Annotated in this window: 15 protein-coding genes; 11 read left to right on the forward strand and 4 right to left on the reverse strand. The window is 65.7% G+C overall.

From position 1 onward, the window contains the following. Positions 1 to 56: 56 nt before the first annotated feature. Complete coding sequence (gene mltB / locus JW897_RS07230; RefSeq protein WP_048412403.1) at positions 57 to 1067, reverse strand: lytic murein transglycosylase B; 1011 nt, start codon at positions 1065 to 1067, stop codon at positions 57 to 59. Between the two features lie 97 nt (positions 1068 to 1164). Next, positions 1165 to 2187: a heat-inducible transcriptional repressor HrcA gene (gene hrcA / locus JW897_RS07235; RefSeq protein WP_048412404.1), complete on the reverse strand. Its 1023-nt coding sequence runs from the start codon at positions 2185 to 2187 to the stop codon at positions 1165 to 1167. A 306-nt stretch (positions 2188 to 2493) separates the two neighbouring features. On the opposite strand from hrcA, the gene recA reads away from it, so the two are divergent. The 5 genes from recA (at position 2494) to JW897_RS07260 (ending at position 7981) form a co-directional block, all read left to right on the forward strand. Next, on the forward strand, positions 2494 to 3546 hold the full coding sequence (gene recA / locus JW897_RS07240; RefSeq protein WP_043591738.1) for a recombinase RecA: 1053 nt from the start codon (positions 2494 to 2496) through the stop codon (positions 3544 to 3546). Between the two features lie 8 nt (positions 3547 to 3554). Beyond that, positions 3555 to 4010 carry a recombination regulator RecX gene (gene recX / locus JW897_RS07245; RefSeq protein WP_205465647.1) on the forward strand — a complete coding sequence of 152 codons (456 nt, stop codon included), beginning with the start codon at positions 3555 to 3557 and terminating at the stop codon, positions 4008 to 4010. Between the two features lie 2 nt (positions 4011 to 4012). Further along, on the forward strand, positions 4013 to 4471 hold the full coding sequence (locus JW897_RS07250; protein WP_205465648.1) for an SRPBCC domain-containing protein: 459 nt from the start codon (positions 4013 to 4015) through the stop codon (positions 4469 to 4471). A 76-nt stretch (positions 4472 to 4547) separates the two neighbouring features. After that, on the forward strand, positions 4548 to 7181 hold the full coding sequence (gene alaS / locus JW897_RS07255) for an alanine--tRNA ligase (protein ID WP_205465649.1): 2634 nt from the start codon (positions 4548 to 4550) through the stop codon (positions 7179 to 7181). Between the two features lie 314 nt (positions 7182 to 7495). Further along, entirely contained in the window at positions 7496 to 7981 is a 486-nt protein-coding gene (locus JW897_RS07260; protein ID WP_205465650.1) for a GNAT family N-acetyltransferase, read from the forward strand. A 199-nt stretch (positions 7982 to 8180) separates the two neighbouring features. Here JW897_RS07260 and JW897_RS07265 read toward each other — a convergent pair whose 3' ends face one another. Then, complete coding sequence (locus JW897_RS07265) at positions 8181 to 8951, reverse strand: sulfite exporter TauE/SafE family protein (RefSeq protein WP_048412408.1); 771 nt, start codon at positions 8949 to 8951, stop codon at positions 8181 to 8183. 948 nt (positions 8952 to 9899) lie between these two features. Here JW897_RS07265 and kdpF point away from each other — a divergent pair. The 6 genes from kdpF to kdpE all read left to right on the forward strand — a co-directional run bounded on the left by kdpF (position 9900) and on the right by kdpE (position 18201). Then, a complete protein-coding gene (gene kdpF / locus JW897_RS07270) occupies positions 9900 to 9989 on the forward strand; it encodes a K(+)-transporting ATPase subunit F (protein WP_019103745.1) in 90 nt (29 codons plus the stop codon). A gap of 2 nt (positions 9990 to 9991) precedes the next feature. Further along, positions 9992 to 11815 (forward strand): potassium-transporting ATPase subunit KdpA, encoded by a 1824-nt coding sequence (gene kdpA / locus JW897_RS07275; RefSeq protein ID WP_048412409.1) that lies wholly within the window; start codon positions 9992 to 9994, stop codon positions 11813 to 11815. A 21-nt stretch (positions 11816 to 11836) separates the two neighbouring features. Then, entirely contained in the window at positions 11837 to 13957 is a 2121-nt protein-coding gene (kdpB, locus tag JW897_RS07280; RefSeq protein ID WP_338030558.1) for a potassium-transporting ATPase subunit KdpB, read from the forward strand. Positions 13958 to 13977: 20 nt separating this feature from the next. Continuing rightward, on the forward strand, positions 13978 to 14553 hold the full coding sequence (kdpC, locus tag JW897_RS07285; RefSeq protein ID WP_205465651.1) for a potassium-transporting ATPase subunit KdpC: 576 nt from the start codon (positions 13978 to 13980) through the stop codon (positions 14551 to 14553). 233 nt (positions 14554 to 14786) lie between these two features. Further along, complete coding sequence (locus JW897_RS07290) at positions 14787 to 17486, forward strand: sensor histidine kinase (RefSeq protein WP_205465652.1); 2700 nt, start codon at positions 14787 to 14789, stop codon at positions 17484 to 17486. A 19-nt stretch (positions 17487 to 17505) separates the two neighbouring features. Further along, positions 17506 to 18201, forward strand: a complete 696-nt coding sequence (gene kdpE, locus JW897_RS07295; RefSeq protein WP_019103750.1) for a two-component system response regulator KdpE — start codon at positions 17506 to 17508, stop codon at positions 18199 to 18201. 12 nt (positions 18202 to 18213) lie between these two features. On the opposite strand, the gene JW897_RS07300 is transcribed toward kdpE, so the two are convergent. Further along, positions 18214 to 18885 (reverse strand): response regulator, encoded by a 672-nt coding sequence (locus tag JW897_RS07300; RefSeq protein ID WP_107731736.1) that lies wholly within the window; start codon positions 18883 to 18885, stop codon positions 18214 to 18216. Positions 18886 to 18888: the final 3 nt, after the last annotated feature.

Genomic DNA, 18888 nt, shown 5'->3' on the forward strand with positions numbered 1-18888 from the left:
GCAATTGCCGCGCGTGGCGACAGGTTTCGCGCCGCCGCGGCGGGCGGCGCGCGGCGTCACGGCTGGGTTGCGGCCTGGCCCGCCAGATAGCGCTGGCGCAGCTGATCCGCGATTTCCTGCACCGCCTTGGCGTACAGCGTGCTGCGGTTGTAGCGGGTGATCACGAAGAAGTTGTTGAGGCCCAGCCAGTATTCGGTGACGCCCGGCGCCGTTTCCAGCGGCACCAACACCGCCGGCACGTCGTCGGCCACCGGAGCCTGCGGCGTCACGCCCATTTTCTTCAACTCGCCCACGGTGTAGTGCAGATTGAATTTGTCGGCGATCAGCTGATCGATCTGCGGTCCCGGCTGCACGCTGGCCGGCAGGATCACGTCGTCGCCGTGGCGCCAGCCGTGGCGCTGGAAGTAATTGGCCACGCTGCCGATCGCGTCGTCCGGATCGCTCCAGATGTCGCGGTGGCCGCTGCCGTCGAAATCCACCGCCCATTTGCGGAAGCTGGACGGCATGAATTGCGGCCAGCCCATCGCGCCGGCGTAAGAGCCTTTCAGCGTCAGCGGGTCCTTGCCCTCCTCCTTGGCCAGCAGCAGGAATTCGGTCAGCTCCTTGCGGAAGAATTCCGCCCGTCGCGGGTAATCGAAGCCTATGGTGGACAAGGCGTCCACCAGACGGAAGCTGCCGGTGTTGCGGCCGTAATGCGACTCCACGCCCAGAATGGCGACGACGAGCTCGGGCGCCACGCCGTACTGCTGCTCGGCGCGCGCCAGCGCGGCCGCGTTGGCGCGCCAGAACGTCACGCCGTCGGCGATGGTCTTTTCCCCCACCGTGGAATTGCGGAACTGATACCAGGGCCGCGAGGTGGACGGCTTGTCCAGGATCTTGATGATGTTGGGCTTGAGTTCGACATTGGCGAACACCGCCTCCAGCTCCGGGCGATTGAACTGGCCGCCGGCCACCTGCTCGTCGATATAGCGCTGCACGTCCGGACGCGCCAGGAAGGCGGCGTCGGCCTGGGCCAGCTGGAAGGAGAACAGGGCCGCCAACGGGGCCAGTTTAAGCAAAGATTTCATGGGCTGGTTTCTGATTGGATTTTTGACTTTGCCGCGCTCCCCTAAAGAACGCGGCGCGAAAACACGACCACGGACCCCGCAAGCTCGCGGTCAAACGCTAAGCGCGGAACGACAAGGCGCTGGACACCAGCCGCGCGGTGATGTCGACGATGGGTATCACCCGCTCGTAAGCCATCCGGGTGGGCCCCACCACGCCCAGCGCGCCGACCACCTGGCCGTTGATGCGGTAAGGCGCGGTCACCACCGAGCATTCGTCCAGCGTCACCACTCCGGACTCCTCGCCGATGAAAATGTTCACGCCCTGGGCTTCGCGCCCCTGGTTCAGCAGCTTCAGCAATTCGGTCTTGCGTTCGAAGACATTGAACAGCCGGCGCAGCCGCGACAAGTCCTCGGACAGGTCGCTCACCTCCAGCAGCCGGCTGCCGCCGGCCACCACCACCGCCGCGCTGCTGGCCGCCATCGAGCTCTGCCCCAGGCGGATCGCCGCCGACATCAGCTCGGCGATGTCGCCCTGCAACTGGCGCAATTCGTCCGCCACCCGGCTGGCGATGCTGTCCAGGCCCTGGCCCGCGTAATGCTGGTTGATGAAATTGCCGGCTTCTATCAGTTCCGACGGGGTGTAGTCGCGCTCCGTGGTCAGCAAGTGGTTCTGCACGTCGCCGTCCAGCGTCACCAGAATCATCAGCACCCGTCGCTCGGACAGGCGCAGGAATTCGATCTGGCGGAAGGCGATGTCGGAACGCTGCGGCGTGACGATCACGCCGGCGAAATGGGTCAGCTCGGACAGCAGCGAGGACGCGGACTGGGCGATGCGCTGCGGGCTGTCCGGCTGCAGGTTCAGCTCCAGCTCGTGCAGCGCCGCCTCTTCCAGCGGCCGGATGGTCAGCAGGCGATCGACGAACATGCGATAGCCGCGCGCGGTGGGCACCCGGCCGGCCGAGGTGTGCGGCGCCGCGATCAGCCCCATCGCCTCCAGTTCCGCCAGCACATTGCGGATGGACGCGGACGACAGCTCGACGCCGGGCAGCATCGACAGGGTTTTGGACCCCACCGGCTGGCCGTCGACGATATAGCGTTCGATCAGGACCTTGAGCAGGTGTTGCGCGCGTTCGTTCATCATGATGGCTTCATTGTACACAGGGTGGACACTTGTAAAAGTGGTCGCAATCACAACTTTTTCAAGCGAGATCGCGCTTTCCCGTCCCGAAGGACGGTATCGCCGGCAAGCGGCCCTGCCGTTGGCCAAGGCTTTATGAGATAATCGACGCCATCTTTTCGGCTATCGGCGCAGCAAACGCAAGCGCGGCGGGCCTTCCCCGCCCGCGCCCCGCAAACCCCTGTCCGGCATCGGGTTTTTCCGCCAACAGGACGCTTGCCGCCGCTGGCCGACCATTCATTTCGTTTAGCGCCCCACACTGGAGACAGCATGGCATCCGAAGACAAGAGCAAAGCGTTGGCCGCGGCCCTTGCCCAGATTGAAAAGCAATTTGGCAAGGGTTCGATCATGCGCATGAGCGACAACCAGATCAATGAAAACCTGCAGGTGGTCTCCACCGGCTCGCTGAGTCTGGACTTGGCGCTTGGCGTCGGCGGCCTGCCGCGCGGCCGCGTCGTGGAAATCTACGGCCCGGAGTCGTCCGGTAAAACCACCCTGTGTCTGCAAGCGGTGGCCGAGATGCAAAAATTGGGCGGCACCTGCGCCTACATCGACGCGGAAAACGCGCTGGACCCGCAATATGCGCAAAAGCTGGGCGTCAAGGTCGACGACCTGCTGATCTCGCAGCCGGACACCGGCGAACAGGCGCTGGAAATCTGCGACATGCTGGTGCGCTCCAGCGGCGTCGATCTGATCGTGATCGACTCGGTGGCCGCGCTGGTGCCGAAGGCGGAAATCGAAGGCGAGATGGGCGACAGCCACGTCGGCCTGCAAGCCCGCCTGATGAGCCAGGCGCTGCGCAAGCTGACCGGCAACATCAAGCGCACCAACACCCTGGTGATCTTCATCAACCAGATCCGCATGAAGATCGGCGTGATGTTCGGCAACCCGGAAACCACCACCGGCGGCAACGCGCTGAAGTTCTACGCCTCCGTGCGCCTGGACATCCGCCGCACCGGCGGCATCAAGAAGGGCGAGGAAGTGATCGGCAACGACACCCGCGTCAAAGTGGTGAAGAACAAGGTGTCGCCGCCGTTCCGCCAGGCTGATTTCGAAATCCTGTACGGCGAGGGCATCTCCCGCCAGGGCGAAATCATCGAGCTGGGCGTCAAGCACGGCTTCATCGACAAGTCCGGCGCCTGGTACGCCTACAACGGCCAGAAGATCGGCCAGGGCAAGGACAACACCCGCGAGTGGCTGAAGTCCAACCCGGAAATCGCCGCCGAAGTGGAACGCAAGATCCGCGACGCGGTGGGCATCAAAGTGGAAATCACCGAAGGCCAGCCGGACGAAGAGTTCGCGGACGACGCGCTCGACGCCTGATTTCCCGAATGGAAAAAAGCCTGAGGGCGCGAGCCGTCGACCTCCTGTCCCGCCGCGAATACACGCGGCGGGAGCTGGAGCGGCGGCTCGCTCCGTTTGCGGAAAGCCCGGAACAATTGAGCGCCCTGCTGGACGATCTGGCCGAACACAGCTGGCAGTCCGATCAGCGCTTCGCCCAGCAGTTCGCCGACAGCAAGGGCCAGCGCTACGGCAGCCGCCGGCTGCAACAGGAAATGCGCCAGCGCGGCGTGGACGCCGAGCTGATCCGCGACGCCTTGCAAGGCCGCGACGACCTGGCCGCCGCCCAGGCGCAATGGCGGAAGAAGTTCGGCCGCATGCCGGACACGCCGCAGGAGCGCGCGCGCCAGATCCGCTTTCTGGCCGGACGCGGCTTCCCGATGTCCGTCATCGCCAAGGTGCTCAGCGGCGCCGCCGACGACGACTTTCCCGCCGACGAGGACTGAGCATGCAAACGCGCAGCATCGCCACCCAGATCGACATAGACGCCGAACCGGCCGCGGTCTGGCGCGTGCTGTGCGACTGGGCCGCCTATCCGGCGTGGAACCCCTTCATCGTCGGCCTGCACGGCCGCCAGCAGATAGGCGCCCGGCTGGTGGTCAGCATCCATCCGCCCGGCCGGCCGCGGCTGACCTTCCGCCCGCGGCTGGAGGTCTTGCAAACGGCGGACGAGCTGGCGTGGCTGGGGCGCGCGCTGCTGCCCGGCCTGCTGGACGGCCGCCACAGTTTCCGTCTGGAAGCGCTGGAAAACGGCCGCACCCGGCTGCATCACGGCGAAACTTTCAGCGGCTTCTTGCTGCCGCTGTTCGGTCAGGCCTTGCTGGCCGACGCCCGCAAGGGTTTCGAATTGATGAACCAGGCGCTCAAGCGCCGCGCCGAAACCCTTGCCAGCGCCGGCGCGGCTTGACACAATCAGCTGTCCGCGCCGCTCTGGGTTCAAGCCCCCAAAGCGGCCCAGAATTCGCAATCTTACGAAATCAAACATGAAAACCTCTGAAATTCGCCAGAAATTCCTGGATTTCTTTGCCGGCAAAAACCATCAGGTGGTGCCCTCCAGCAGCCTGATCCCCGGCAACGACCCCACGCTGATGTTCACCGTCGCCGGCATGGTGCAGTTCAAGGACGTGTTCCTGGGCTTTGAAAAGCGCGACTACACCCGCGCCACCACCAGCCAGAAATGTCTGCGCGCCGGCGGCAAGCACAACGACCTGGAAAACGTCGGCTACACCGCGCGCCACCACACCTTCTTCGAAATGCTGGGCAACTTCAGCTTCGGCGACTACTTCAAGCAAGACGCCATCACCTTCGCCTGGGAATTCCTAACCGGCGAACAGTGGCTGAACCTGCCCAAGGACAAGCTGCTGGTCACCGTCTACGCCTCCGACGACGAGGCCTACGACATCTGGCACAAGAGCGTGGGCCTGCCGGCCGACAAGATCATCCGCATCGGCGACAACAAGGGCGCGCCGTACGCGTCCGACAACTTCTGGACCATGGGCGACACCGGCCCCTGCGGCCCCTGCACCGAGATCTTCTACGACCACGGCCCGAGCGTGGCCGGCGGCCCTCCGGGCAGCCCGGACGAAGACGGCGACCGCTTCATGGAAATCTGGAACAACGTGTTCATGCAGTTCAACCGCGACGAGTCCGGCACCCTGCATCCGCTGCCCAAGCCGTCGGTAGACACCGGCATGGGCCTGGAACGCCTGTCCACCGTGCTGCAGCACGTCAAGTCCAACTACGAGACCGACGCGCTGGCCTGCCTGGTGCGCGCCGCCGCGCGCGAAACCGGCATTGGCTACAGCCAGGACGTGCCGTCGCTGAAAGTGATCGCCGACCACATCCGCGCCTGTTGCTTCATGGTCGCCGACGGCATCCTGCCGTCCAACGAAGGCCGCGGCTACGTGCTGCGCCGCATCGCCCGCCGCGCCATCCGCCACGGCTACAAGCTGGGGCAGAAAGGCCTGTTCTTCCACAAGATCGTCGCCGATCTGGTGGCCGAGATGGGCGACGCCTACCCAGAACTGCGCGAGAAGCAGGCGCATATCGAAGACGCGCTGCGCGCCGAGGAAATCAAGTTCGCCGAGACGCTGGAAATCGGCATGGGCCTGGTCGACTCCGCCTTGGAAGGCGGCAAGACCAAGCTTGACGGCGACACCATCTTCAAGCTCTACGACACCTTCGGCTTCCCGGTGGACCTGACCGCCGATATCTGCCGCGAACGCGACATCCACGCCGATCTGGAAGGCTTCGAGCGCGCGATGGAGGCCCAGCGCGAGCGCGGCCGCGCCGGCTCCAGCTTCAAGATGACCGGCAAGGTCAGCTACAGCGGCGCCGACACCTGCTTCCACGGCTATGATTCCGCCAGCACCGACGCCAAGGTATTGGCGCTGTTCAAGGGCACCGAAGCCGTCGCCGCGCTGGAAGCCGGCGAAGAAGGCATCGTGGTGCTGGACGACACCCCGTTCTACGCCGAAGGCGGCGGCCAGGTCGGCGACGTCGGCGAGATTTCGCTGCAAGGCGGCATCGGCGCGCTGTTCGACGTCAACGACACCCAGAAGATCCAGGCCGCGGTGTTCGGCCACAAGGGCAAGCTGGCCCGCGGCCGCCTGGCCGTCGGCGACAGCGTGACCGCCACCATCGACCTGCACGCGCGCGCCGCCAGCGCCCGCAACCACTCCGCCACCCACCTCCTGCACGCGGCGCTGCGCCACGTGCTGGGCGACCATGTCGCGCAGAAGGGCTCGCTGGTGAATCCGGAGCGGACCCGCTTCGACTTCGCCCACGGCGAACCGGTCAGCGCCGAACAGATCGCCGAGCTGGAGCGCGTGGTCAACCGCGTGATCAGCCACAACCTGCCGGTCAAGGCCGAAGTGATGAGCATGGAAGCCGCACAGAAATCCGGCGCGATGATGCTGTTCGGCGAAAAATACGGCGATGAAGTGCGCGTGCTGACCATGGGCGACTTCTCCGCCGAACTGTGCGGCGGCACCCACGTGCAGCGCACCGGCGACATCGGCCTGTTCAAGATCGTCGCGGAAAGCGGCGTCGCCGCCGGCGTGCGCCGCGTCGAAGCCGTCACCGGCGAAGGCGCCATCGCTTACATCCAGACGCAGGACGCCTTGCTGAAAGAAGCCGCCGGCGCGCTGAAAGCGCAGACGCTGGACGAAGTGGCCGCCAAGATCGGCAGCCTGCAGGACAACGTCAAGACGCTGGAAAAAGAGCTGGCCAAGCTCAAGGGCCAGCTGGCCGCCTCCGCCGGCGACAGCCTGTCCGACAGCGCCGCCGACGTCAACGGCGTCAAGGTGCTGGCGGTGGAACTGCCGGGCGCTGACAACACCGCGCTGCGCGAAACCCTGGACAAGCTGAAGGACAAGCTGGGTTCCGCCGCCATCGTGCTGGCCGCCAAGGGCGACGGCAAGGTGGCGCTGGTGGCCGGCGTCACCGCCGACCTGACCGCCAAGCTCAAGGCCGGCGAACTGGTCAACTTCGTCGCCCAGCAGGTGGGCGGCAAGGGCGGCGGCCGTCCGGACATGGCCCAGGCCGGCGGCACTCAGCCGGAAAACCTGGCGGCGGCCTTGGCCGGCGTGCAGGCCTGGGTGGCCGGCAAGCTCTAAGAACCTGTTTACGATCTGCTGCGCGTCGGCGATACGGCGTTAAAAACCAGCTCAAAATGCTCATGTACCGCTTGTACATTCCGCTTTTTCGCTCGTTTTCGCCTTGTCTCGCCTTAGCTCGCGAGATCGTAAACACGCTCTAAGAGCCTGTTCATAGTCGCTGCGCTTCGGCGATACGGCGTTGAACAGGCTCTAAGCCACACGCCTCACTCCGACAAAAGACCGCGCGTTTGCGCGGTCTTTTTTTGTCCGCCCTTTGCCAAACCGGCCTGATTGCGCGCATGCTGGACCGGGACATCGCAGAGGAAACCGCCATGGACCGACTCGAAGCGCTGGAACTGCGCGCGGCGCGCGCCGACGAACTGCCCGCCGTGCTGAGCCTGATCGCCCTCGCCTTCCTGCCGCTGGCCGCGCGCTTGCCCAGCCGCCCCACCGCGCTGGACGAGACCGAGGACAGCCTGCGCCAACGCCTCCGCGCCGGCGGCCGCATCCACGTCGCCAGCCGGCAGGACGCGCTCTTGGCCTGCATGATCACCGCGCCGCTGGGCGCGACCGCGGCGGAATGCAAGCGCGTCTGCGCCCACCCGGACTGGCAGGGCCTCGGCCTGGGCAAACGGCTGATGCTGCACGGCGAAGCTCGCCTGAAACAGCAGGGCGTCGTCCGCGTCCAGCTGGCCACCCGCGCCAGCATGCCGGCCAATCTGCGCTTTTATCAGGCGCTGGGCTATCGCGTCGTCGCGGAAGAGCCCTACCCGGCGGGCATCGCCGATCTGCGCATCATCCTGGAAAAACAATTGTAGCCGGCGGGCGCGGCTTTCTTGCTCCAGGTCAAGGGCGTAAAAATTAAGGAACCCTAATATTAAGAGGCTTTAATTTGGCTTCTCCTCTTGTTGTTTGCATTTCAGCCCTGCTCGCCTCTCCGATCAGGGCGTTTTTTTTGGCGCGCGGACATGAAAAAAGGCGGCCGGAGCCGCCTGTTTTCCTTCATGCCGCGCCGGCTCAAAACACCAGCTTGCCGCCTATCACCGCCAGCATCACCGCCAACGCCGGCCGCAGCCAGCCCTCAGCCAACTGCCGCGTCAACTTGCTGCCCAGCCAGATGCCGGGCAGCGAGCCGGCCAGCAGATTGGCCAGCAGCAGAAAATCCACATTGCCGAGCCCGGCGTGCCCCAGACCCGCCACCAGGGTCAGCGGCACCGCGTGCGCGATTTCGGTGCCCACCAGCCGCGAAGTCGACAGCGCCGGGTACAGCAGGAACAAGGCCAGCGTGCCCAGCGCGCCGGCGCCGATGGAGCTGAGCGTCACCAACACGCCCAGCACCACGCCGGTGGCCACGGTTAGGCCGATGCGCGGCTCCGACGACAGGGCCAGAGCGCCAGAACGCCCCAGCCAGCGCAGCAGCAGAGGCTTGCCCAAGATCGCCGCCGCGGTCAGCAACAGCGCGACGCCCAGCACCAGCTTGAACAAGGTGTCCAGCATCTTCTCCGGCAGATGCAAATAAGACAGGCCGGCCAGCACCAGCAAGGCCGCCGGCACGCTGCCGGCGCTCAGCCAGCCGGCGATGCGCCAATCGACGTGGCCCTGGCGATGATGCACCGTCGCCCCGCCCATCTTGGTCAAGGCCGCGTACAGCAGATCGGTGCCGACCGCGGTGGCCGGGGAAATGCCGAACCACAGCAAGATGGGCGTCATCAGCGAGCCGCCGCCCACTCCGGTCAGACCGACGATGAAACCCACCGCCAGGCCTGCGATCGCATACCCCCACTCCATAACACCCGCTCCTTGGCCGCGCCATTCGATAGCCGGATGCTACGCCAGTTTCATATAACGATTTATACCGTTTTGAAACAACATTATTCGAAAAGTGATTTACCTCAAAGACTTGCCCCGCTCATCCGCCAGATCATGCTGCGGTAACATCGCGCCGGTAGCGTGAAATGGCCGGGACGGAAAGCAAACGCAATATTTGCTTCTAATCGCAACCAAGCAGGGCTTTACAAATCTTCAAAATAGCGTCAATGTCAAAGGGTCAGGGTTTGCCCTGGCCTCACACAAGTACGTGACCGAGAGGTGCAAGGATGATGACTTCCCGTATTCCTCTGAGTGTTCGCAGAAAGCAGGCTAGAGACCAGCACGAGAGTTTTCTCTACGCGGTCGCCAAGCCTCAGTTGAGTGATGCTGAGAGGTCGCGCCAGCAGAAAGTGCGCCAACGCGCGCACGACCGGGACGATGCCCGGTTCCTGGCCGACCGCTGCGACGACCTGTTCTGAACACCTTGCCCACTGGCGGCTTGCCGCCTGTTAACGGTTAGCGGCCCAGCCATACGCCACGCCGCAACCCTCCTGCCTTGAAGCGGACAGCGCGCTAGCCGCCTGCGCCGGGCAGCCCGTTTCGTCTCCCGCCGCCGCGCCAGCCGTTCCCCGGCCTCCCCATTACGCGCCGAACGCCGCTGCTTGCCGCCGCGCATAAAGAAAATTCCCTTTCCCGCCCAAATCCCGCCGAATTTGCGCCTAACTGCGATTTCCCACCGGTTTTTACGCGATTTTTATACCGCTCCAACGGCTTTTATCGGGTTTTTGACGCCGGCTTCAGTACCTTTCCATTACTGATTCAAATGGAGATTTTCACCATGGATGTCGTCTATCTGGGACTCGTCCTCTTGTTCGGCGCGCTGGCCTGCGGCTTTGTCGCCGGCTGCCGGAAACTGGGAGACAAGGAATGAGCGTCTGGTATCTGCTCAGCGCGCTGATCGCGCTGGGCCTGCTTGGCTATCTGATCTACGCACTGCTTAAGCCGGAGAATTTTTAATCATGTTCGCCAATTTCATCGGCTCGGCCGCACCCTTGCAGCTGGGCGTGTTCCTGTTGACGCTGCTGGCGCTGGCCTGGCCGCTGGGCGCCTACATCGCCCGCGTGATGCGGGGCGACAACGTCGGCCCGCTGCGCCTGTTCGCGCCGCTGGAGCGCGGCTTCTACCGGTTGGCCGGCGTCAAGCCGGACGAGGACATGGGCTGGCGCGGCTACGCGGTGGCCCTGCTCTTGTTCAATGTGCTGGGCGCGCTGGTCCTGTACCTGCTGCAGCGCCTGCAAGGCTGGCTGCCGTTCAACCCGCAGGGCATGGGCGCGGTGGCGCCGGACTCCGCGTTCAACACCGCGATCTCCTTCATCACCAACACCAACTGGCAAGGCTATGGCGGCGAATCCACCATGGGTTATCTGGTGCAGATGCTGGGCCTGACGGTGCAGAACTTCCTGTCCGCCGCCACCGGCGCGGCGGTGGTGCTGGCGCTGGTGCGCGGCTTCGTCCGCCACGGCTCGGCCAAGATCGGCAATTTCTGGGTGGACGTTACCCGCTTCACTCTCTACGTGCTGCTGCCGCTGTCCTTCGTGTTCGCGCTGGTGTTCAGCCAGCAGGGCATGATCCAGAACCTGGCCGCCTATAAAGACGTGCAAACGGTGGAGGCCACCCATTACCAGCAGGCCAAGACCGACGCCCAGGGCAATGTAGTCAACGGCGCCGACGGCAAGCCGGTGATGGTGGACGCCAGCACGCAGAAACAGACGCTGCCAATGGGGCCGGTGGCCTCGCAGGAAGCGATCAAGCTGCTGGGCACCAACGGCGGCGGCTTCTTCAACGCCAACTCGGCGCACCCGTTTGAAAACCCCACCCCGCTGAGCAATTTCCTGCAAAGCCTGGCCATCTTCCTGATTCCGGCGGCGCTGTGCTTCGTGTTCGGCCGCATGGTGGGCGATCAGCGCCAGGGCTGGGCCATCATCGCCGCGATGACGGTGATGTTCGTCTGCGCGGTGGCGACGACCACCGGCGCGGAACAGGCCGGCGTGCCGCAGCTGAGCGCCATGGGCGTGGATCAGCAGGCCAGCCATCTGCAGGCCGGCGGCAATATGGAAGGCAAGGAAACCCGCTTCGGCGTCATCGACACCTCGCTGTTCATCGCGGTGACCACTTCCGCCTCCTGCGGCGCGGTCAACGCCATGCATGATTCGCTGACCCCGATCGGCGGCCTGGTGCCCACCTTCCTGATGCAATTGGGCGAGGTGGTGTTCGGCGGCGTAGGCTCCGGCCTGTACGGCATGCTGATCTTCGCCATCCTGGCGGTGTTCATCGCCGGCCTGATGGTGGGCCGCACCCCGGAATACCTGGGCAAGAAGATAGAAACCTACGAGATGAAGATGACGGCGATCACCATCCTGGTGACGCCCATCCTGGTGCTGACGCTGACCGCCGTCGCGGTGCTGGCCGCCTCCGGCAAGGCCGGCATCCTCAACCCCGGCGCCCACGGCTTCAGCGAGGTGCTGTACGCCTTCACCTCGGCCGCCAACAACAACGGCAGCGCCTTCGCCGGCCTGTCCGCCAATACGCCGTTCTACAACATCGCCACTGGCGTGGCCATGTTCTTCGGCCGCTTCTTCATGATCGTGCCCATCCTGGCCATCGCCGGATCGCTGGCCGCCAAGAAGCGCCTGGCCGTCACCGGCGGCACCCTGCCCACCCACGGTCCGCTGTTCGTGGTGTTGCTGATAGGCACGGTGTTGCTGGTGGGCGCGCTCAACTACGTTCCCGCGCTGGCGCTGGGCCCCATCGTCGAACAATTGCAGATGATCAGCGGCCGCTAAGCTTGCGGGAGGACTCATACTATGAACGATATCAATCATTCCAAACTGTCGGCCGCCCAGCCCGCCCAGGCGGGTCACCGCAACGCGGCCAAATCCATGCTGGACCCCAGCCTGGTGAAACCGGCCATCGTCGACTCCTTCAAGAAGCTGTCGCCGCGCGCCCAGTGGCGCAATCCGGTGATGTTCGTGGTCTACGTCGGCAGCATCCTGACCAGCGCGCTGTGGCTGCAGTCGCTGGCCGGCCAGGGCGAGGCGCCGTCCGGCTTCATCCTGGCGGTGGCGCTGTGGCTGTGGTTCACCGTGCTGTTCGCCAACTTCGCCGAAGCGCTGGCCGAGGGCCGCAGCAAGGCCCAGGCGGCCAGCCTGCGTTCGGCCAAGAAAAACGTGGTGGCCAAGAAACTGTCCGGCCCCAGCCACGACGCCGGCAAGACCGTGATCGACGGCAGCAGCCTGCGCAAGGGCGACTACGTGCTGGTGGAAGCCGGCGACGTGATCCCGGTGGACGGCGAGGTGATGGAAGGCGTGGCCTCGGTGGACGAGTCCGCGATCACCGGCGAATCCGCCCCGGTGATCCGCGAGGCCGGCGGCGATTTCTCCTCGGTCACCGGCGGCACCCGCGTGCTGTCCGACTGGATCGTGGTGCGGATTTCCGTCAATCCGGGCGAAACCTTCCTCGACCGCATGATCGCGATGGTGGAAGGCGCCAAGCGCCAGAAAACCCCGAACGAGATCGCGCTGACCATCCTGCTGGTGGCGCTGACCATCGTATTCCTGGTGGTCACCGTCACCCTGCTGCCCTTCTCCCTGTTCAGCGTGGAAGCGGCCAAGGCTGGTTCGCCCATCAGCATCACTACCCTGGTGGCCTTGCTGGTCTGCCTGATCCCCACCACCATAGGCGGCCTCTTGTCCGCCATCGGCGTGGCCGGCATGAGCCGGATGATGGGCGCCAATGTGATCGCCACCTCCGGCCGCGCGGTGGAAGCCGCCGGCGACGTGGACGTGCTGCTGCTGGACAAGACCGGCACCATCACCCTGGGCAATCGCCAGGCCTCCGCCTTCATCCCGGCGCCCGGCGTCAGCGAACAGACGCTGGCCGACGCCGCGCAGCTCGCCTCGCTGGCCGACGAAACCCCGGAAGGCCGCAGCATCGTGGTGCTGGCCAAGAAGCAGTTCAATCTGCGCCAGCGCGAGCTGGCCAGCCATGAAGCCGTGTTCATCCCCTTCACCGCGCAAACCCGGATGAGCGGCATAGACTACGACGGCCGCCAGATCCGCAAGGGCGCCATCGACGCCATCCGCCGCCATATCGCCGATCAGGGCGGCCAGTTCCCGGACGCGCTGGCCAAGAGCGCCGACGAAGTGGCGCGCCGCGGCTCCACCCCGCTGCTGGTGGCGGAAGGCAATCGCGCCTTGGGCGTGATCGAGCTGAAGGACATCGTCAAGGGCGGCATCAAGGAGCGTTTCGCCGAGCTGCGCCAGATGGGCATCAAGACGGTGATGATCACCGGCGACAATCCGCTGACCGCCGCCGCCATCGCCGCCGAGGCCGGCGTGGACGACTATCTGGCCGAAGCCACGCCGGAAGCCAAGCTCAAGCTGATCCGCAGCCACCAGGCCGAAGGCAAGCTGGTGGCGATGACCGGCGACGGCACCAACGACGCGCCGGCGCTGGCCCAGGCCGACGTGGCGGTGGCGATGAACACCGGCACCCAGGCGGCCAAGGAAGCCGGCAATATGGTGGACCTGGATTCCAACCCCACCAAGCTGATCGAGATCGTGGAGATCGGCAAGCAGATGCTGATGACGCGCGGTTCCTTGACCACTTTCTCCATCGCCAACGACGTGGCCAAATACTTCGCCATCATCCCGGCGGCGTTCGCCAGCACCTATCCGCAGTTGAACGCGCTGAACGTGATGGGCCTGAACAGCCCGGCCTCGGCCATCATGTCGGCGGTGATCTTCAACGCCGTCATCATCGTGTTCCTGATCCCGCTGGCGCTGAAAGGCGTCAAATATCAGGCCAGGAGCGCGGCGGAGCTGCTGCGCGGCAATCTGCTGGTCTACGGCCTGGGCGGCCTGCTGGTGCCCTTCGCCGGCATCAAGCTGATCGACATGCTGCTGGGCGCGCTGGGCCTGGCATGAGCACCGAAAGGAAAACCCAAATGAAACTGTTACGTCCCCTGCTGGTGGTGTTCGGCGGCCTGACCCTGATCACCGGCCTCGCCTACCCCTTGCTCACCACCGGAGCCGCCCAGGCGCTGTTCCCGTTCCAGGCCAACGGCAGCCTGATCGAACGCGACGGCAAGATCGTCGGCTCGCGGCTGATAGGCCAGAACTTCAGCGGCCCGCAATATTTCTGGGGCCGCCCGTCCGCCACCGGCACTATGCCGTACAATGCCGGCGGGTCCGGCGGCACCAACCTGGGCCCCACCAACCCGGCGCAGCTGGACGCGGTGAAGGCCAATGTGGAGCGCATCCGCGCCGCCCATCCGGGACAGAGCGGACCGGTGCCGGTGGACTTGGTCACCGCCTCGGCCAGCGGCCTGGACCCGGAGATTTCCGCCGCCGCGGCTTTCTACCAGTTGGAGCGCGTCGCCGCCGCCCGCAAGATGGAGCCGGCCGCGCTGCGCAAGCTGGTGGAAAGCCGGCTGATAGGCGAAACCTTCGGCCTGCTTGGCGAGCCGCGCGTCAATGTGCTGGAATTGAACCTGGCGCTGGACCAGGCCGCCAAGGCCTGACCCTCCCGCGGCATCGGGGGTGAGCTTCGCCCCCGGCGCCGAAGAATTGAGCCGTAAAGACCCTCAGAACGTGTTTACGATCTCGCGAGCGAAGGCGAGACAAGGCGAAAACGGTTGAAGAAGCGGAATGTACAGGTGGTATATGAGCATTTCGAAACCGTTTTCAACGCCCTTTTCTATCCATCCTGCCGACGCGCAGCAGATCGTAAACAGGTTCTAAACAAAGCTCGCATATGACCGATTCCCGTCCCGATCCGGACGCCCTGCTCGATGAGCTCAAACGCGAAGAACTGGACGCCCGGCGCGGCCGGCTGAAGATCTTCTTCGGCGCCTGCGCCGGCGTCGGCAAGACCTACGCGATGCTGGCCGCGGCCCGCGCCAAACGCCAGGAAGGCGTGACCGTGCTGGCGGGCGTGGTGGAAACCCACGGCCGCAAGGAAACCCAGGCGCAGCTGGCGGACCTGGAGCTGCTGCCGCCGCGGCGGATCGCCTACAAGGGCCACGAACTGTCCGAGTTCGATCTGGACGCGGCGCTGGAGCGCCGGCCGCAGCTGATCCTGATGGACGAATTCGCCCACTCCAACGCGCCCGGCTCGCGCCACCCCAAGCGCTGGCAGGACGTGGAGGAGCTGCTGGCCGCCGGCATCGACGTCTACACCACCCTCAATGTCCAGCACCTGGAAAGCCTGAACGACGTGGTCGGCCAGATCACCGGCATCGTGGTGCGCGAAACCCTGCCCGACCACGTGTTCGACCGCGCCGACGAAGTGGCGCTGGTGGACCTGCCGCCGGACGAATTGCTGGGCCGGCTGGCCGCCGGCAAGGTCTATCTGCCGCAGCAGGCCGAACGCGCGGTGAAGAACTTCTTCCGCAAGGGCAATCTGCTGGCGCTGCGCGAACTGGCGCTGCGCCGCACCGCCGACCGCGTGGACGCGCAGATGCGCGCCTACCGCGCCGACCAGTCCATCAATCCGGTCTGGCACGCGCGCGAGCGGCTGCTGGTCTGCGTCGGCGCCAGCGCCGGCATCGACAAGCTGATCCGCAGCGCCAAGCGCCTGGCCGCCAATCTGGACGCGGACTGGATCGCCGTCTACGTGGAAACGCCGCGCCAGCAAAAACTGTCCGAGGAGCAGCGCGCCCGCGTGCTCAAGGGCCTGAGGCTGGCGCAGGAGCTTGGCGCGGAAACCACGGTGCTGGGCGGCAACGAGCTGGCGCCCACGCTGCTGGCCTACGCCCGCAGCCGCAATGTGTCCAAGCTGGTGGTGGGCAAATCCGTCCGCGGCCGCTGGTCGCGGCTGTGGCGCCCTACCCTGGTCAACGAGCTGAGCCGCCGCTCCGGCGACATCGATCTCTACGTGGTGGCCCACGCTTTGGAGGCGGAGGACGCCGGCTCCGCCAAGACCGGCGCCAGCCTGTTGTTCGAAGAGCAGGACAGCCCGCGCTCGCGCGCCGGCTACATCGCCGCCGCCGTCGCCTGCCTGCTGACCACGCTGCTGGCCGGCCTGCTGATTCCCCACGTGGCGCTGGCCAACGACATCATGATCTACCTGCTGGTGGTGGTGCTGGTGTCGGTGCGCTACGGCCGCGGCCCCGGCATGCTGGCCTCGCTGCTGTCGGTGGCGGCCTTCGACTTCTTCTTCGTGCCGCCGCAGATGTCCTTCGCCGTCACCGACACCCAGTACCTGATGACCTTCGTGGTGATGTTGCTGGTGGCCGCCATCATCAGCCAGCTCACCGCCCGGCTGCGCTTCGCCGCCAACATCTCCACCTACCGCGAACGCCGCACCCGCGCGCTGTACGATCTGGGCCGCGAGCTGGCCGGCGCGCTGACCGCCGCCCAGATCGTCGATACCGCCGTCGGCCGGCTGGAGCCGCTGTTCTCCGCCAAGGTCAGCCTGTTCCTGCCCAATAGCGGCGACGAACTGCGTCTGGCCGGCGAGGACCGCGGCCACGCCGACATCGGCGTCGCGCAATGGGTTTACGACCATCAGCAGCCGGCCGGCCTCGGCACCAACACCCTGCCCGCCAACGCCGCGCTCTACGTGCCGCTGCGCGCGCCTATGCGCAACCGCGGCGTGATCGCGCTCTTGCCGGAAGTCACCGATCAGGCCTTCCTGCCGGAACAGCAAAGGCTGCTGGAAACCTGCGCCGCCCAGATCGCGCTGGCGCTGGAACGCGTGCACTACGTGGAAGTGGCGCAGGACGCCATTGTGGCGATGGAGTCCGAACGGTTGCGCAATAGCGTGCTGTCGGTGGTGTCCCACGATCTGCGCACCCCGCTGACCACCATGGCCGGCCTGTCCGAGCGGCTGTGCTCGCCCAATGTGGACGAGGGCCAGCGCGCCGAGATCGCCGCCGCCATCCAGGACGAGGCGCTGCGGATGAACAAGCTGGTGACCAATCTGCTGGACATGGCGCGGCTGCAGTCCGGCGTCAAGTTGAACAAGGAATGGCAGATGCTGGACGAGGTGGTGGGCAGCGCGCTGCGCGCCGCCGAACGCGGCCTGCGCGGCCGGGAACTGAGGCTGGAACTGGACCCGGCCCTGCCGGTGCTGGAATACGACGCGGTGTTGCTGGAGCGGGTGTTGGTCAACCTGCTGGAAAACGCCGGCAAATACACGCCGCCCGGCAGCCATATCACGCTGGCGGCGCGGCGCGAGGGCGCGGAGGTGGTGGTGTCGGTCAGCGACGACGGCCCCGGCCTGCCGCCCAATATGGAACAGCGCGCCTTCGACAAATTCTCGCGCGGCGCGGCGGAGTCCAGCACCCCCGGCGTGGGGCTGGGGCTGGCGATCTGCCGCTCCATCGTGGAAATCCACGGCGGCCGCATCAGCGCGCGCAACCGCTCGCCGCACGGCGCGGAATTCCGCTTCAGCCTGCCGGCCGGACAAGCGCCGGCGCTGCCGGAAGAACTCCCCGAACCGCGAGCCTAAACCAGAGCGAATCCCAATCATGCAAGACGCACCGATCAGCATCGTCGTCATCGAAGACGAAAAACCGATCCGCCGCTTTCTGAGCGCGGCGCTGGAAGAAGAAGGCCTGACCGTCCACGAGGCGGAAACCGGCAAGCAGGGCCTGATCGAAGTGGCCACCCGCAAGCCGGACCTGGTGATCCTGGACCTGGGCCTGCCGGACATGAACGGCCAGGACACCATCAAACAGCTGCGCGAATGGACCGACCTGCCCATCCTGGTCTTGTCCGCGCGCACCCAGGAAACCGAGAAAGTAGCCGCGCTGGACGCGGGCGCCGACGACTACCTGACCAAGCCCTTCGGCGTGGCCGAATGCCTGGCGCGCGTCCGTGTGCTGCTGCGTCGCCGCACCCACGGCAGCGCCGCGGCGCAGCAGGTGTTTCAGTTCGGCGACATCAAGGTGGACCTGGTCAACCGTCTGGTGGCCAAGGCGGAGACGGCGGTGCACCTGACGCCGATAGAATACCGGCTGCTGTCCACGCTGATCCGCAGCGCCGGCAAGGTGATCACCCATCGCGAGCTGCTGCTGGCGGTGTGGGGGCCGTCGTTCTCGGAGCACAACCAGTATCTGCGCGTCTACATGGGGCATTTGCGCCAGAAGCTGGAAGACAATCCGGCGATGCCGCGCCACATCCTCACCGAGACCGGGGTCGGCTATCGGCTGGTGGAGGGTTGAGCGAGCCGCCGCTCAAGCGCTGCGCCCCACCCCGTTCTCCACCGCGAACACCGCCGCCTGCACCCGGCTGCTGAGGCTGAGCTTCTTCAAGATGTTCTGCACATGAATCTTGACCGTGCTCTCGGCCAGATCCAGGCTGCGCGCGATCTCCTTATTGCTCTTGCCCTGGGCCAGAAAGCCGAGGATTTCGCGTTCGCGCGGGGTCAGCCGGTCCAGTTCCTGTTCCGCCGGCTCCGCCTGCGGCGCGGCCGCGCCGTGGCGGAACTGGGCCATCAGCTTGGCGGTCATCGAATCGCTCATCACCGATTCGCCGGCGGCGGCGCGCGCCACCGCCTGGGTCAGGAAATCGGCGTCGATGTTTTTCAATAGATAGCCGCGCGCGCCGGCCTTCAGCGCCGCGGTCAGATCGTCGGCCTCCTCGGACACCGTCAGCATCACCACCGCCCGCTTGGCCTGATCCTGCAACATCAAGGTCAAAGCCTCCACGCCGGAAATGCCCGGCATGTTCAGGTCCAGCAGCACCACGTCCGGGTCCAGCTGCTTGGCCAGCTTGACGCCCTCGGCGCCGTCCGCCGCCTCGCCGACAACGTCGAAGCCGGCTTGTCGCGCCAGCAAGGCCTTGATTCCACTGCGGAACAAGGTGTGATCGTCCACCAGCAGAATGCGTATGCTCTGTTCTGACATCAT

The sequence above is a fragment of the Chromobacterium alkanivorans genome (assembly GCF_016937655.1).
Classification (GTDB): domain Bacteria; phylum Pseudomonadota; class Gammaproteobacteria; order Burkholderiales; family Chromobacteriaceae; genus Chromobacterium; species Chromobacterium alkanivorans.

What these genes read in the sequence shown, in the direction of transcription:
- mltB (WP_048412403.1), bottom strand. Translation starts at nt 1,067, where the DNA reads ATGAAATCTTTGCTTAAACTGGCCCCGTTGGCGGCCCTGTTCTCCTTC.
- hrcA (WP_048412404.1), bottom strand. Translation starts at nt 2,187, where the DNA reads ATGATGAACGAACGCGCGCAACACCTGCTCAAGGTCCTGATCGAACGC.
- recA (WP_043591738.1), top strand. Translation starts at nt 2,494, where the DNA reads ATGGCATCCGAAGACAAGAGCAAAGCGTTGGCCGCGGCCCTTGCCCAG.
- recX (WP_205465647.1), top strand. Translation starts at nt 3,555, where the DNA reads ATGGAAAAAAGCCTGAGGGCGCGAGCCGTCGACCTCCTGTCCCGCCGC.
- JW897_RS07250 (WP_205465648.1), top strand. Translation starts at nt 4,013, where the DNA reads ATGCAAACGCGCAGCATCGCCACCCAGATCGACATAGACGCCGAACCG.
- alaS (WP_205465649.1), top strand. Translation starts at nt 4,548, where the DNA reads ATGAAAACCTCTGAAATTCGCCAGAAATTCCTGGATTTCTTTGCCGGC.
- JW897_RS07260 (WP_205465650.1), top strand. Translation starts at nt 7,496, where the DNA reads ATGGACCGACTCGAAGCGCTGGAACTGCGCGCGGCGCGCGCCGACGAA.
- JW897_RS07265 (WP_048412408.1), bottom strand. Translation starts at nt 8,951, where the DNA reads ATGGAGTGGGGGTATGCGATCGCAGGCCTGGCGGTGGGTTTCATCGTC.
- kdpF (WP_019103745.1), top strand. Translation starts at nt 9,900, where the DNA reads ATGAGCGTCTGGTATCTGCTCAGCGCGCTGATCGCGCTGGGCCTGCTT.
- kdpA (WP_048412409.1), top strand. Translation starts at nt 9,992, where the DNA reads ATGTTCGCCAATTTCATCGGCTCGGCCGCACCCTTGCAGCTGGGCGTG.
- kdpB (WP_338030558.1), top strand. Translation starts at nt 11,837, where the DNA reads ATGAACGATATCAATCATTCCAAACTGTCGGCCGCCCAGCCCGCCCAG.
- kdpC (WP_205465651.1), top strand. Translation starts at nt 13,978, where the DNA reads ATGAAACTGTTACGTCCCCTGCTGGTGGTGTTCGGCGGCCTGACCCTG.
- JW897_RS07290 (WP_205465652.1), top strand. Translation starts at nt 14,787, where the DNA reads ATGACCGATTCCCGTCCCGATCCGGACGCCCTGCTCGATGAGCTCAAA.
- kdpE (WP_019103750.1), top strand. Translation starts at nt 17,506, where the DNA reads ATGCAAGACGCACCGATCAGCATCGTCGTCATCGAAGACGAAAAACCG.
- JW897_RS07300 (WP_107731736.1), bottom strand. Translation starts at nt 18,885, where the DNA reads ATGTCAGAACAGAGCATACGCATTCTGCTGGTGGACGATCACACCTTG.